11 protein-coding genes and 1 tRNA gene are annotated in these 15143 nt (G+C 57.9%); 8 read left to right on the forward strand and 4 right to left on the reverse strand.

The window, feature by feature from the left end:
• Nucleotides 1-297 precede the first annotated feature (297 nt).
• Entirely contained in the window at nt 298-2802 is a 2505-nt protein-coding gene (locus OHL22_RS06990; RefSeq protein ID WP_263334772.1) for an ABC transporter permease, read from the forward strand.
• Between the two features lie 146 nt (nt 2803-2948).
• Here OHL22_RS06990 and OHL22_RS06995 read toward each other — a convergent pair whose 3' ends face one another.
• Entirely contained in the window at nt 2949-4079 is a 1131-nt protein-coding gene (locus OHL22_RS06995) for a Gfo/Idh/MocA family protein (protein ID WP_263334774.1), read from the reverse strand.
• Nucleotides 4080-4202: 123 nt separating this feature from the next.
• Here OHL22_RS06995 and OHL22_RS07000 point away from each other — a divergent pair, with 123 nt between their 5' ends.
• The 4 genes from OHL22_RS07000 (at nt 4203) to OHL22_RS07015 (ending at nt 7240) form a co-directional block, all read left to right on the forward strand.
• Nucleotides 4203-4337, forward strand: a complete 135-nt coding sequence (locus OHL22_RS07000) for a hypothetical protein (RefSeq protein ID WP_263334776.1) — start codon at nt 4203-4205, stop codon at nt 4335-4337.
• An 85-nt stretch (nt 4338-4422) separates the two neighbouring features.
• The gene (locus OHL22_RS07005) at nt 4423-5229 is read left to right on the forward strand and encodes a 3-keto-disaccharide hydrolase (protein WP_263334778.1); all 807 of its coding nucleotides are present in this window, start codon (nt 4423-4425) and stop codon (nt 5227-5229) included.
• Between the two features lie 133 nt (nt 5230-5362).
• Entirely contained in the window at nt 5363-7105 is a 1743-nt protein-coding gene (locus OHL22_RS07010) for a M20/M25/M40 family metallo-hydrolase (protein WP_263334781.1), read from the forward strand.
• A gap of 58 nt (nt 7106-7163) precedes the next feature.
• Nucleotides 7164-7240, forward strand: a tRNA-Ile gene (locus OHL22_RS07015).
• A 74-nt stretch (nt 7241-7314) separates the two neighbouring features.
• Here the strand turns inward: OHL22_RS07015 and OHL22_RS07020 are convergent.
• Nucleotides 7315-9657 (reverse strand): GH92 family glycosyl hydrolase, encoded by a 2343-nt coding sequence (locus OHL22_RS07020; RefSeq protein WP_263334783.1) that lies wholly within the window; start codon nt 9655-9657, stop codon nt 7315-7317.
• Between the two features lie 147 nt (nt 9658-9804).
• On the opposite strand from OHL22_RS07020, the gene OHL22_RS07025 reads away from it, so the two are divergent.
• The 3 genes from OHL22_RS07025 to rpiA are packed head-to-tail and all read left to right on the forward strand — an operon-like array spanning nt 9805 to nt 12549.
• Nucleotides 9805-11004 (forward strand): TIGR03364 family FAD-dependent oxidoreductase, encoded by a 1200-nt coding sequence (locus OHL22_RS07025; protein ID WP_263334785.1) that lies wholly within the window; start codon nt 9805-9807, stop codon nt 11002-11004.
• Complete coding sequence (gene phnX, locus OHL22_RS07030) at nt 10994-11815, forward strand: phosphonoacetaldehyde hydrolase (protein ID WP_263334787.1); 822 nt, start codon at nt 10994-10996, stop codon at nt 11813-11815. Before OHL22_RS07025 ends, phnX begins: the two co-directional genes overlap by 11 nt.
• Before the next feature lie 53 nt (nt 11816-11868).
• Complete coding sequence (gene rpiA / locus OHL22_RS07035; protein WP_263334789.1) at nt 11869-12549, forward strand: ribose-5-phosphate isomerase RpiA; 681 nt, start codon at nt 11869-11871, stop codon at nt 12547-12549.
• Between the two features lie 8 nt (nt 12550-12557).
• On the opposite strand, the gene OHL22_RS07040 is transcribed toward rpiA, so the two are convergent.
• Nucleotides 12558-12974, reverse strand: a complete 417-nt coding sequence (locus tag OHL22_RS07040) for a secondary thiamine-phosphate synthase enzyme YjbQ (RefSeq protein WP_263334791.1) — start codon at nt 12972-12974, stop codon at nt 12558-12560.
• Nucleotides 12975-12997: 23 nt separating this feature from the next.
• A complete protein-coding gene (locus tag OHL22_RS07045; RefSeq protein WP_263334794.1) occupies nt 12998-15136 on the reverse strand; it encodes a TIM-barrel domain-containing protein in 2139 nt (712 codons plus the stop codon).
• Nucleotides 15137-15143 lie beyond the last annotated feature (7 nt).

The raw sequence follows: 15143 nt of genomic DNA on the forward strand, positions 1-15143 counted from the left end.
GCGAGACCTAGGGCAATCGGTAATACATCCCTCAGCGGCTGAAGCCGCGTTTATTTGTGGCTTTTAGGGCACGAGTAAACTCGTGCCCTTTCAAAGCAGAGATTTCAGCGGTCTAACGAGGTGTCCGGAAGCGGACGCCTCGTTTTGTTTTTGAACATAGAAGATGCCGCTTACGTACCGGAAGTGCAAGGAAAGCAGTGTGCGCCGAATGGCGTTTGGGTTGCAGCTAGTACTTTACTTGATTTCTCGGTTTGCTTTCCGTTCCCTTTCCGTTGAATCCAAATGAGGAGGCTTGGCATGTACGCAGTTTGGCAGGATTTGCGTTTGGCGTGGAGACAGTTGCGGCGGTCGCCTGCGTTTACGATCGCGGTGATTCTGACGCTGGCTGCGGGCATTGGCCTGAATGCGGCGATCTTTACGATGGTGGATTGCGTGCTGCTGCGGCCTCTTGGCTATCACGATGCCGACCGGATTTATGGACTGAACACGCGGTTTCTGGATGAGCATCGCGCGATTCCGCGGCTGGGTGGTGGCGATTATGCGGATTTGTCGCAACACATGCAGTCGCTGGAATATTCGGCGTATTACCAGGGAGCGTTTGATGACGGCCTTGAAGTCAGAGGACGGACGCTCTATCTGCGTATCGCCAATGTGAGCCCGGAGTTTGGCCAGGTAATGGGCGTGGAGCCGGTGGCCGGGCGGATCTTTCTCGCGACGACGGGGCAGGTAACGGCTCATGGCAAGGAGAACGTCAAGGATCCAACGGAGGCGATGGTTTCGAATGCCTTTGCGCGTGAAAACTTTGGCGGCGCAGCACAGGCACTGGGTCAGACGCTGACAAACAACGGCAAGCTGCGGACGATTGTCGGAGTGCTGCCGGATGGATTTGGTTTTCCGGACAAGGCGCAGGTCTGGCTGGAGGCACCGTCCGTGCCGGAAATTGCCGCGCGGTCTGCATATAATCAGCGCGCTATCGGGAAAGTTAAACCCGGAGTCAGCGCCGAGCAGTTGAATGCAGAGATGGACACACTGTCGAAGCAACTGGCCAGGGCCTATCCAGAAGACAAACGAAAAGCGTTGGAAGCAGTGCCGCTGCAAGAGCAGATTGTGGGCAAGATCAAGCCGGTGCTGCGGCTGCTGATGGGCTCGGTGGGCGTGCTGCTGCTGATTGTGTGCGCCAATATTACTCATTTGCAGCTTGTACGTGGAACGCAATTGAAGCGCGAGATTACGATCCGGACAGCGTTGGGAGCTTCGCGATGGGTGCTGGCGCGCCGCGCTGCGCTTGAGGTGCTGGTGCTGGCTGTTTCTGGATGCGTGGCCGGCATATTGGTGGCAATGCCGGCACTGAAGCTGCTGATCAGGATGGCTCCGCCGGAGATTCCGCGACTTGGGGATGTGCATTTGAATCTGGACGTGATTCTGTTTTCATTCCTGATCAGCTTGGTGACGATGGCGGCTACGGCGCTGCTGCCACTGTGGCGAAGCTGGCAGGTTGATCCTGCCTCGGCGATAAAACAGGATGCGGCGCGCGGAATGGAAAGCCGCGGATCAGGGAAATTGCGGCAGACTCTGGTTGTGGGCGAGGTAGCGTTGACGCTGATGCTGAGCGTGGCGGCGATTCTGCTGGTGCGGCAGTTAATTGCGCAAGCACAGCAGGATCTTGGCTTCTCGCCAGAGAAGCTGGTGGTGCTGGACACGCATATGACGAGTCATGTGCTGCCATTGCTGATGGCTCAAATACCGAATTCACAGCCCACAAAGGAACAACAGGCGGCGATTGCACAGGCAGTGACGATGGATGTGCAGGCGCTTCATTCGCTATTGGAAAGCATTCGCGCGATACCGGGAGTGGCTGGCGCCGATGCGATCTATAGTGCACCGATGCGGCCCGCGGGCTCCGATGTGTCCTATGCGGTGCACGGGGTCAGCAAATTCGAGCCGGGCGCGAAGCTTCCGGATGCCAACATCACGTCGATGACGCCGGGTTATCTGGCGACGATGGGGATTCCATTGCTTAAAGGTCGAAACTTCACCGATGCGGATGGGCAAGGGTCGGAAAAGGTGCTGTTGATCAGCGAATCGATGGTGCAACAGAGTTTTGCGGGGGTTGATCCGATCGGCAAGCAGATCATGTGTGGCTGGGACTCGAGCGGAGACTGGATGACGATTGTGGGCGTGGTGGGCGATGTGCGGCAGGATTCGCCGGGCAGTCTGCCCGCGCCGACTATCTATGTGCCGGTGACGCAGCATCCTTTTTCTGCGTCGGAGATGCAGGTGGTAGTAAGGACGCATGCCGATACGGGCGCGATGATTCTGACGCTGACACAGTTGCTGAAGCGGCAGTATCCACAGGTCGCGGTGAAGACCACCACCATGCGTGAGGATGTGGGTGAGAGCGAGCGGGCGCAGCACTTTCGCACGCTGCTGTTTGGCAGCTTTGCGGGGGTGAGCATTCTGCTGGCAGTGGTTGGAATGTTTGGCGTAACAGCCTATACCGTGGCGCAGAAGCGGTTTGAGTTTGCTCTGCGATTTGCTTTAGGCGCGCAGCGCGGGCAGGTGCTGGGGTCGGTGGTGGGCAGTGCACTGATGATTTCTGCCATAGGGGTGGTGTGCGGAGCGGCTTTGAGCGTGGCGCTGATGCGGGTGATGGGAACGCTGCTGGGCAAGGTGGCAGGGTTCGATCCGGTGGCGTATGGTATTGCTGTAGCGGGGGTGCTGCTGGTGGCGCTGCTGGCCACGCTGCAGCCTGCGTGGCGGGCGGCTACGGTGGATCCTATGTGCGTGCTGCGGGATGAGTAGTTAACAGGGCTTGGTGTGGCCGCGGCTTCAGGCGGTGGTGATTCCCACCCTTTCCGCAACGAACGCGTCAAGGATGGGGCACCCGAATTCCCGAAAGAAGCAGATCCTTCGCTACGCTCAGGATGACAACCTTACAGAATTAATGACTACTCGGCCAGTGGCTTGAGCATGACGGTGCGGCCGGTTTTGGCGGATTCGCGGGCTGCTGCGAGAATCTGAACCACGATCATGTTCGTTGGCAGCGAGGTCAGGTCGTGGTCGGGCTGGATCTGACCGTGAAGGACGCCAGCGAGGTAGTCGAGCGAATCCTGCTGGCCGTTTTCTAGGGCGGGAACATTGACCTGCGATTCGGCCTTTTCGGGGACGTAGCGAGCGCGCATGTGATCACTGGCTTCGGTTACGACGTAGCCCTTGTCGCCGTAGACTTCCATATCTTTGCGGGCGAAGCTCCATGCCCATGAGGGCTGCAGCACGGCCTCTGCGCCCTTGTAGCGGACGATGATGGTGGCGTCGTCCTCGACTTTGGGGTAAATGTTGGGCTTGTCCTGGAGAGCGACTGCGGTGACACTGACTGGTGTTTCGTCGTGCATAAGCACCGTCATCAGGTCCGCGCCGTAGCAGCCGAAGTCGAACATGGCGCCTGCGCCGTTCTTGACCGGGTCGGTGAGCCAGCCAAAAAATGTGGGGCTGACGCCGATCTCCTTTGGCCCCTCGTGGCCGTCGTGGACGACGACGCGACGAATGGTGCCGAGCTTGCCATCGTTGGCTTCGCGGATGGCTTCGGCATTGCTGGAGTACCAGGTGGTTTCATAGTTGACGAGAACCTGGACGTGGTGTTCAAGAGCGGTTTTGCGGATGGCGAGGGCGTCTTCGACGGTGGTGGCGAGCGGCTTCTCGACCATGGAGGGAATGCCGCGCTGGGCGGCGGCCTCGATGACTTTGCGGTGGTCAAGAATGTCGGTGTAGACGAGAACGGCGTCGGGATGGAGCTTGTCCATCATCGTGTTCATATCGGTGTAGAAGAGGGCGTGGTCGAGATGGAAGCGGTGCTCGTACTGCTCGGCCAGCTTGGTATCGGGCTCTGCGATGCCGACGAGTTGAACACTGCTGTTGGTGGGCAGCGCGTGCAGCAGCCCCAGGGCATGGTCATGCACCAGCCCGATGATGGCTACTCGCACGGGAGTGTTGGCGGCTACGGGAGCGCCGGCGGAAGCGAAGAGTGGAGTGAGCGAAAGAGCCAGGGCGGGAGCGAGAGCTGCGCGAAGAATTCGATGCACGGGAGACCTCATGTTTGACAGGAAGTGGGTGTAGGCGCGATTTCCGGGCGATGGAACCGATACCAATCCTATTCCCCGAGGCTCGCTATGGCAACGGACGTGTGTCCTGGAGAAAAGTTGCAGATGAGAGATTGTGGTGGAATTGCGGAGGATGGAAACGGTCCCAATCGGATATACTTCGGCCACGGTACGGCGGCACGGCTCAAGCGTAACGAAATGTTGCGTGTCGATTTCGAAGTAAAGATTGCATTCACGTAAATCGAGGCCGACTCCATCTCCGCTGCCGGTTGCTGTCCGCTCCTCAGCTTTACGGATTGCGCCGGATGTATCGAGATAACTTACGATGCGATTCAATTCTTCCCGTCCCATTGCCTTGGCCGCCCTGCTCGCCGTGGCTGCTCCGTTGCTGGTTCAAACAGCGATCGCTCAACAAACAGAAAAGATGAAACCGGAAGACACCGAGATCTGGCAGCCTGTTCCCAAGGTTGTTACGCCGGGCGCAACGTGCAGCTCCGCACCATCTGACGCCATCGTTCTCTTCGACGGTAAGAATGAAGACGAGTGGGTTTCGGCGCAGGATCAGACACCGGCGAAGTGGGTTGTTCACGACGGCATTCTGACTGTGAATAAAGATCATGGCGTCGGCAATATTGAAACCAAGCGCAAGTTCAAGGACTATCAGCTTCATCTTGAGTTTCGTATTCCGGCGGACATTGCGGGAACGGGCCAGGGACGTGGCAACAGTGGCGTCTTTCTTGCCTCGACGGGACCGGGCGACGATGGTTATGAGCTGCAGGTACTGGATGGATATAACAATCCCACGTATGTGAACGGCATGGTCGGCAGCCTGTATAAGCAGGCGATTCCGCTGGCGAACCCGGCGCGCAAGCCCGGCGAGTGGGAGACGTATGATGTGGTTTGGACCGCACCTCGTTTTAACGAGGATGGTTCACTGAAGTCACCGGCCTTCGCCACGGTCTTTCTGAACGGCGTGCTGGTTGAGAACCACTTTGAGCTGAAAGGGGAGACGCGGTATATCGGTAAGCCGTTCTATAAGGCATTTGACGGCGCTCCGATCAAGCTGCAGGCGCACGGGGACAAGAGCGAGCCGCTGAGCTTCCGGAATATCTGGGTGCGGGAGATCGAGTAGCTGTTCAAGTAACCTGCGTCATGAGAGTTGCGGGCATCTTGACGGCGGAGATGCTCGCGCTAGGATAGCCGCGAGGCTTCGTCCGGGCGCTTGTGGAGTGCAGCTACCTTGGAAACGCTATAGGATAGCGACCATGCGTCTCCACCGTTGTGCTGCACTTGTCGCCGCTGTTGCCGTTCTGCCCACACTATTCGCGCAGAAAACGCCGGTCCCTCTCAATGAGAGCAAGGGATTTGCGGGCCTGAACGAAGCCTCGTTGCGTGCTGATCTGAGGTATATCGCCTCTGACAAGCTGGCGGGCCGCATGAGCCTGCAGGCTGGCGATGATGCCGCGATCCAGTGGATTGCGGATCAATTTGCGAGGGCAGGCTTGAATCCCGCGGCGACAGGCCCGGACGGCAAGTCGAGCTATCTGCAGAGCTTTGAGCTGATTGAATATCGGCCTGACAGAGACGAATCGAGCATTGAGATTTCGCGGAAGTATCCTGCCGGTACATGGATGCCGATTGAATGGAAGGCTCCGAACGCTATTGGCGCCTACAAACAACAGGTGGATATCAAGGATGCGCCGGTGGTGTTCGCCGGGTATGGCATTACTGCGCCCGAGCTGGGATATGACGACTATAAGGGCATCGATGCGAAGGGGAAGATTGTCTTCGTTTTCGATCATGAGCCGCAGGAAGACGATCCACACTCGATTTTTAACGGCACTGGCAATACACGTTATGCCACAACGCGCGTGAAGCTGCTGAATGCGCAGGCTCATGGGGCGGTTGCTCTGATGGTGGTTGCCGAGCCAAACCGCAAGCACCCCACCAACGCGGAGCGTGCGGCACGCATTGGGGGCAGGTCCAATCAGTCCCCGCCTATACCGAGTCAGGCAATTGCGGACGATGAACTGTACATTCCAGCCATTGTGATTCGCGATGAGGTTGCTGTGCAACTTTTCTCGACATCGGGAAAAACGGGAAGTGCATTGCAGGCGGCGATTGACAAAAATTTGAAGCCGCAGAGCATGGACCTGCCGGAGACGAAGATGTCGATTCATCTGCGCAATACCATTTCGCGGCGAGGCATGACGAGCAACGTAGCCGGCATATTAGAGGGCAGCGATCCGACGCTGAAGGCGGAGACGATTTTGATCACGGCGCATCACGATCACAATGGAGAGACGCCGTGCCCTGAAGGCGAGGGCGGAGTGGACGAACACGGCAACGCTACGCCTGCTGGCCCAGGATGCATGTACATATTTCACGGTGCGGACGATAACGGGTCGGGGACGGTAGGTGTGGTGAATCTGGCAAGGGCCTTTGCCGCAAATGGTTTGCGGCCGAAGCGGTCGATTCTGTTTGTCGTGTTTGCCTCAGAAGAACGTGGCTTACTTGGCGCCTACTGGATGTCAGCGCATCCGTTGCGTCCGCTGACGACTACGCGTGCGCAGATTAACTTTGACATGATTGGCCGCGATGAGAAACCAAGTCCGCAGACCGATGGGGCTATCGAAATTCCAGCAGACACCACCAATCGGCTGAACCTCATTGGGGCGCTTTACTCGCCGGACTACGACCGCGTCGTGAAGCAGGAGAATGAACACATTGGCCTGACGCTTGATGACCGCTTCGATCACGAGAATGCGCTCAATGTTTTCTTTCGCTCGGATCAGTTTCCGTTTGTATTGCACAATGTTCCGGCGTTCTGGTGGTTTACCGGGTTTCACCCCGATTATCACCACATTACCGATACGGTGGAGAAGATCGACTATGCGAAGATGAACCGAATTCTGCAGCTTGCGTATTTAAGTGCGTGGCGGTTTGCGGACGATGCGCGCACGCCAAAATTTGTGGAGAATCCGATGCCAGCTGGGGCACGGCGTTGAGAGCTTAGGTTGGGAATGGGTGCTGGGTCGCGAACTTCGATACACTGGAGAGAGAAACGGGCCTATAGCTCAATCGGTTAGAGCAGCGGACTCATAATCCGTTGGTTCCAGGTTCAAGTCCTGGTGGGCCCACCAGGTTTACGCACAACAAGAAAGGCCCGGATACGCTGATTCGCGTACGGGCCTTTCTTGTTGTGGCTGATCTGAGTCTATGGCTGCTCGTCGCCCAGGGAAGGCGGTGCGTCGTTTGCGGCTGATCCCCAGGACTCGTTGGGAGATGCGCCGAGGACGAAGCTGATGGATCCGCCGTTGCTGATGCTATGGAAGTCGATCCAGTTGTGCGTGTTGTTTGCTCCGTTGAGTTTCACACTCTGGATGTAGGGTGTGCTTTCAGGGTTAGGAGTGGCCTCGATGGTGAAGGTCTTGCCCTTATAAGGCGCCTGCAGGTGGATGACGACCTTAGTGAAGACGGGGCTGGTCAGCTCGTAGGCGAGACTCGCGGGATCGACCGAGTAGAAACCCATCATGCTCATGGCTGCCCAGGAGGACATTTCGCCGCAGTCATCGTTGCCGGGGATGCCGTCTGGGGTATCGGGATAGTCTTCCCTGAGTACACGGCGCACGACACGCTGCGTCTCCCACGGCTTGCCTGAGAAGTTAAATTCGAAGGGTGCTTCGAGATCCGTTTCGTTGTAGGGGTTGTAGTATTGGCCGTACCAGCCGGGGGTTTTGTAATTGAAGAATTCGGTGAGGCGCTTGTTGAAGAGATCCTCGCCGACGGCGTTCACCAGCCATTTCAGATCAGCCGGAGCGAACCACTGATAATGCCAGCCGGAGCCTTCGATAAAGCCGTGACCGTCCTGCGCGGGATCGAATGGCTCAACCCACTTTCCGTCGGCATTGCGCGGGCGGAAGTAGCGGTCTTCTGTGTCGAATAGGTTGCGGTGAAAGAGGGCGCGTTCGTAGAGTTTTTTCGCGTCATCCGTCTTGCCGAGCGCTTTCGCGAGCCTGTAGAGCGAGGCATAGGCGATTGTGTCCTCTTGTAACTGAGAGACTGAGCCGTAGTCGACTTTATCGTTGGGAACATAGTGGACGTTGTTGATCCAGTCCATTCCGAGCTGGCCCTGATAGAACTTGCCTGCGGGCGCGGCTTCGGTAGCGTCCTTCCACATGCCTTCCCACGCGGTATTGATATCGAAGTCATGCAAGCCGTCGAGATATGCGGTGCTGACGATGACGGAGAGCGGGCTGCCGGCCATGACGTTGGTGTAGGCATTGATCTGAGGCCAGCGATCGATCCAGCCGCCCTGCCGGTACATGAGGGCTACGGATTCAGCCATGTCTTCGGTACGCTTTGGCTCAAGCAGGGCAACGAGAGGCATCTGGCTTCGATAGATATCCCAGCCCGAGAAATTGCCGTAGAGCAGGTGGCCCGGTTTGACCTGGTGGATGGCGTGGTCGAAGCCAATGTAACGGCCATCAACATCGCTCAGGATATTTGGCATGAGCAGGCTGTGATAGAGAGCGGTGTAGAAGACGCGCTCATCGGTTTCTGTTCCGCCGGAAACGTCAATGACGCTCAGGGCCTCGTTCCATGCGGCCTCGGTGCTGTGGTGAATCTGATCGAAGGTCTTGCCGGTGGCTTCGGTTTTGAGGTTGTTCTTTGCGCCTGCGAGATCGACGTAAGAGATACCGATTTGCGCGGTTACGATTTGCGGTTGCGCAGAGGAGGGCCATGTTGCATAGGCGCCGACCCACTGATCTTGATTTGTCTGCGTGATAGAGCGGGTGCCTGCGGCTGGTGCGGCTGCTCCTCCCTTAAGAGTGCCGTTCCAGGTACCGAACTGGCTGAAGGCTCGGTCGAAGTGAATGATGAAGTAAGTTTTGTAGGTCTGCTTGACGTCGCAGAATGCTTCGTTTTCAACGTAGCCTTCGATGTCGCGACCGCCCACGATGCGCGCCTCGGCGGCCGTGGTGTGATTGAGCGTGTGGCTGATGGGAAGCAGGAAGTTAGCAGGCTGACCGGCGGGATAAGTGAAGCGCACCATGCCGGTGCGTTCTGTCGCTGTTAGCTCAGCGTTGACGCCTGAACGGTCGAGACGGACCTGAAAGTAGCCGGGCGAGGCTGACTCCTGATTGTGCGAATAGGGCGACTGGAACTCGGACTCCTGCGTGGCGACTGCGCCGGTGGTCGGCATCATGAAGACTTCGCCTTCATTGGGACATCCCACGCCGCTCATGTGGGTCATGCTGAAGCCCTTGATCGTCATCTGGTCATAGTGGTAGCCGAGGCCGTGATCTTCCGTGTCAGGGCTGAGCTGCACCATCCCGAAAGGCGCGACCGGACCTGGGTAGAGATTTTCGGTGTCTCCCGGTCCTTTTCCTGTTCCGATGAAGGAATTGACCTTGCGCGCGAGGGTTGCTTCGCTGGCGGTTTTACCGGCGAAGGCGCTGGCAGTTGTTCCATTGATGGCGAGAGAGACCAAGACCAGTGAAACGACGCCTATCCGGCTCGTGGAAGAGAGTTGCAGGAAGGGAGATCGGACGGACATATGCTGCTCCTGACTGAGTTTGTAGCCGTTGCGCGAGGCAGAACAGAAGGCGGAGCGGAAGTGGCCTGCGGCGGTTCGCAACAATGGTATCGTTTCCACCGCTGTTCTGGATAGGGACGTTACACTGCAGTTTGCGTAAGATCAATCGTGGCGCAGAGCTTGCCTGAAACCATCGATTTCTACGCATACGAGGAGACATTGACTGAACAGCGCGCAGAGATAGCCGTTGTAGGAGCAGGAATACTGGGCCTGGCGCATGCGTATCTGGCCGCGAAGGCTGGCAAGCGCGTCGTGGTGCTTGAAAAGAGCCCCCGCGTGACTGGGGCATCGATTCGCAACTTTGGCATGATCTGGCCGATTGGGCAGCCTGCAGGAGAGATGCTTTCGCTGGCCCTGCACAGCCGCGAGCTTTGGATGGAGATTTTGCGCGAAGCTGGACTGCCGTTTCGCGAGACGGGTTCGCTGCACCTGACGTATCGAAGCGATGAGGCGCACGTAGCGCAAGAATTTGCCGCGGTTGCGCCGGGGCTTGGCTATCGCTGTGCGTGGCTTGACGCCGCAGGAGTGTTGGAGCGATCAGGAGCTGTGCGGTCCGAGGGGCTGCTCGGTGGACTTTGGAGTGATACTGAGTTCACTGTCGATCCGCGGCAAATCATTGCTTCACTGCCACTATTTCTTGAGGAGCGCTACGGGGTGCGGTTCGTCTTCGGCACGCTCGTGCGCGAGATTACGCTGCCGGAGATTCACACGAGCCGTGGCATCTGGCATGCTGACGCAGCGGTAGTGTGCAGCGGCGATGATTTTCAGAGTCTGTATCCGCAGGAGTTTGCCGCGAGCGGGTTGACGCGCTGCAAGCTGCAGATGATGCGCACCGTGCCGCAGCCTAATGGATGGCAACTTGGACCATCGCTGGCTGCGGGGTTGACGCTGCGGTTTTATCCCGCATTTCAGGTATGTCAGTCGCTGCCGGCTCTGGCACGGCGCATTGGCGAAGAGACGCCTGAGCTTGACCGTTGGGGGATTCATGCGCTGGTTTCGCAGACGGCGGATGGTGCGCTGACGCTTGGCGATTCGCATGAGTATGGGCTTGACGTGGATATCTTCAACAAGCAGGTGATCGACGACTTGATTCTCGATTACACGCGGGGATTTTTGCGTGCGCCTGATCTAACGATTACGGAACGATGGCATGGCGTGTATGCGAAGCATCCGGAGAAGGCGGTGGTGACGATGACGCCTGCCCCTGGGGTGCGGATTGTTGTTTCGCCGGGAGGGTCGGGTATGACGTTGTCATTCGGTATGGCGGCGCAGTCGATGGCCGCGATGGGGGTTACGTATGACGCCTGAGAGCAAGCCACTCATTCCGATGGTGGTTCTGGACTGGGCCGGTACGGTGGTCGATCACGGCAGCGTTGCGCCGGTAAAGGCGCTTGAAGACATCTTCGCCGCCGAAGGCATCGATGCTCCGCACTCACTGGTGCGCAAGTACATGGGATTGGCAAAGCGCGATCATGTGGAGGCGCTATTGTGGGAGCCCGAGATTGCCGCGCAGGTGGCGCATCTGCACGCGCGACGTGTCACGGAAGAGGATGTCGACCGGCTCTACGCACAGTTTGAGCCGCAGATGATGGCTTTGCTTCCGGGCTATGCCGAGGTGATCACTGGAGCCGCGGAGGTTGTCGAAGAGCTTCGCTCGCGGGGGATTCGCCTTGGCGGCACGACCGGCTACACGCGGCCGATGCTGGATGAGTTGATGCAGCTTGCGGCGAAGCAGGGGTATCGTACCGATGCCTCGTTATGTCCGGAAGATGTGGGCGCGGGGAGGCCGCATCCGTGGATGTGTTATCGGCTGGCAATTGATCTGCGCGTGTATCCGCTGTCGCGATGTGTGAAGGTGGGCGATACGCCGTCAGATATTGAAGAAGGTCGTAATGCAGGCATGTGGACAATTGGGTTGACGCGCAGTGGCAACGCGGTGGGGCTGACGGAGACAGAGTGGAAGGCACTTGATGCCCCGGAGCAGAAGCGGTTGCTTGCCGATGCTGAGAAGGAACTTAGGGGCGCAGGTGCGCATCTTATGGCTGAGTCAGTTGCGCACATTTTGCCGGTACTGGGCGAGATTGAGGAACGTATTCGGACTGGTGAATTGCCGCTATAACTGCTCCGCTGGAGCGAGACATGCCGCAGCGGCTACACTTCCATCGAGGGCTTATGAGTCAGGACGGAGAGAAGCGCAAAGTTGCTGTTCGTGCGGCGGGACTGGTGCAGGACGGCATGGCTGTGGGCATCGGCACCGGTTCTACATCGCGCATGTTCATTGAAGAGCTTGGCGCGCGCGTGAAGCGCGAAGGGCTGCGTATTCGCTGCGTTGCATCATCCAATGCGAGCCATGAGCTGGGAGCATCGCTGGGACTCGAAGTGGTGACGCTGAACGAGTTGCCGGAGCTCGATATCTACATCGATGGCGCGGATGAAGTTGGTCCGGGGCTGGCGCTGATCAAGGGTGGTGGTGGTGCGCTGCTGCGAGAAAAGATTGTTGCGAGCGCGGCGACACGTTTTGTTGTGATTGTGGATTCGTCGAAGGTTGTGCCGCAACTCGGTAAGTTTCCGCTGCCTGTGGAAGTGATCAAGATGGCGAAACCGCTGGTGGAGGGGAAGCTGACGAAGTTGGGTTACAACCCAGTGCAGCGCAAGCATGTGGGTGGATCTGACTACCTGACGGATGAGAACAACTTCATTCTGGATTGCCACTGCGACACGATTCCCGATCCGGTGAAGACGGCTGCGGAGATCCGAGCGATTGTTGGTGTGGTGGAGCATGGGCTGTTTCTGCACATGGGGTCGCTGGCTCTGGTGGCGACGCCAGAGGGTGTGCGCGAACTCAACCCATAGATGCGTAACTATGCGACGCCAAGCACTTTCACGATGACTCTCTTGCGGCGTTGACCGTCGAACTCGGCGTAGAAGACGCGCTGCCATGTTCCGAGATCTAGTTTGCCGTTGGTGATGGGCAGCGTTGTCTCGTGGTGCAGCAGCAGCGCTTTCAGATGCGCGTCGGCGTTGTCTTCGCCGGTCTGATGATGCCTGTATTCCGGCCGCTCGGGGGCCAGCTCTTCGAGCCATTTGCCGATGTCTTCAATGAGGCCGCTTTCGAGATCATTCACGTAGATTGCTGCAGTGATGTGCATGGGCGAGACGAAGCAGAGACCGTCTTTGATGCCGCTGCGGCGCACGATCTGCTCCACCTGATCGGTAATGTGCACCATCTCTTTGCGCTTCTTTGTTTCAAAAACCAGGTATTCGGTGTGTGCTTTCATTTGGCCGCTCTCCATGTCAGCTTTTACTCGAAATGCTTCCATTCCGTTACGGAGTAGTCCGACTTGGAGTACGCGCTACCGGATTGTTCGATTAGTCCCGAGCCGTCACTCCACTTAAGCATGAGATGGTTTATACCAGCATGCCACTCAAATGACTTCGCGCCATCTCCGTAGACGCGCACGATCAGCTTGTTGCGCTCTGGTGCGCCTGTATGAGGACCCACTGCGGCCCATGGCATGACGCTGCCGCTCGCGATGTAGACTGGAATATGTTCACGCGTATGTGGCACTGTAAACTCGCGCGAACTGACGATCTCGCCGGTCCAAAAATCATGCCATTTCCCTTCGGGCAACACGATCTTACGCTCGGCTTCGCCGGCAAAGAGTGGAGCGACGATGATGCGGTCACCCATCCAGTACTCGTCATCGACATCACGCAGGCTGTTATCTCCAGCATCTTCGAGTGCGAGCGCTCGAAACGGCGGCGTGCCATCCTCGGCATAGCGTGCAAAGGCGGCTTTCAGATAGGGCACGAGCGACATGCGCCAGCCAATGATCTCCCGGCATCGTGCTTCGAGCGCTTCCCAATCGGGCAACAGCTCTCCGGCATTGTTTTTCTTCCGGTCAAGCTGCTTCCATGGAGGCGACTGGATGTACCAGCCGTTGACCATGGCCAGTGGCGAGAAGATTACGCTTTGCAATCTTCGGATCAGGTCTTCTTCGCTGGAAGCGTCGCGGACCTCGGGGCACCATAGCAGCCCGCTGAATCCTGAGTTGACCAGCGCGCGAATGAAATCACGATGCTGATAGAGATCGCTGTACAACACGAAGGGATACGGCGCAGCTAACGCGCCACTGGATCGTACAAGATTGTAGGTTGGCTGTCTGCGCTTGAGAAACTGATCCCAGATGGCGCGTTGATAGCCGAGTCCGAAGAGATTATGCATCTGCTCGCCATCGACACCGGAAGGAAATCGGCTGTGCTCCGGGAAAGACCATCCGCCGGTGTAGTCGGAGTTGTCGCACTCATCGAGCTTGAAGCCGCTGATGCCGAGATCGATCAATGCGTTGCCGTGATAGTCGCCAAAAACTGTGCGTGCAGGCGCACCGACGAGGTCCGGCACCAGGCCGCCCCATACACCATAGTCGCCCGCGTGAGGCTCAAGTGGTGCGAAGACCGGCGATGCTGGATGGGTGAAAGCGTGCTCCCAGAGATTGACTTTGTAATCAAGCTGCGTCGCTGCGTCGACAAAAGCTTTTGGATCGGAGAAGCGCGACGGTTCCCACACAAAGGTGCAGGAGTACGCGTGCGTCTGCCAGCCCGGTTCCAGGCCCAGTACGTCGCAGGGGATGTTGCGATCGCGAAACTCCTGCGCCAGTGCAAGCGCACTCTTTGTGGTACTGTGCGCGTCGGCGCGGTACCAGAAACCCAATCCCCACTCGGGAGGCACTACGCCGCCGCCTGAAAAGATGTTGTAGCGCCGCACTGCATCGAGTGTCGTTGGACCCGCGAAGAGATACACATCCACGCCTTTCGCTCGCGGCACTTCAATGGTGATGGCTGCTTGTTCGGTTGCGGTATCGCTCTGCGTGTAATTTGGATCGAGACTGGCACGAGCGGTGGAGGCCTCAGGCTGGCTGGGCTTATGTCTTACGTCTCCAAAGTAGAAAGTGGCGTAGCGTGCGGTGTCTACAAATATGCCGATGCCGTTTGTGGTCACGAAAAACGGAACCGGAGCATGCGTGTCCCCTGTATCTCCGCGAGGATCGGCGTTGACGCGCACTGTTTTCTTTTTGCCGCGCTGAGCGAAGGAGAGCAATTGCAGTCCGAGGCCATAAATCTCCTCCTCGGGCTGCAAAGGCAGTTGCAGCAAGCATCCGCGCTCTGTTTGCTGTGCTTCGATGGCAGATATAGGCGGCATTGCAACAGCAGGTAGGTGCGCAAAAGCAGACTCAAGAGGTGGCACCGCTCTTACAGTCACTGGAGTGATACGTTCCGGCTCTCCAATTCGAGCCCGCCAGACACCGGGAAATACCTGCGTCCACGCGGCGTGACTCTTCTTTTCGCCCACAGGGGGCTGAGCATAGGTTAGCGACGATGCTGCTGCAGCCGCTCCCGTCGCGGCCAGTCCTCTGGCAAGGTCACGCCGTGAAATCTTCACGCATCCT

Origin of the sequence: Acidicapsa dinghuensis (assembly GCF_025685685.1) — a bacterium.
GTDB classification, from domain to species: Bacteria; Acidobacteriota; Terriglobia; order Terriglobales; family Acidobacteriaceae; genus Acidicapsa; species Acidicapsa dinghuensis.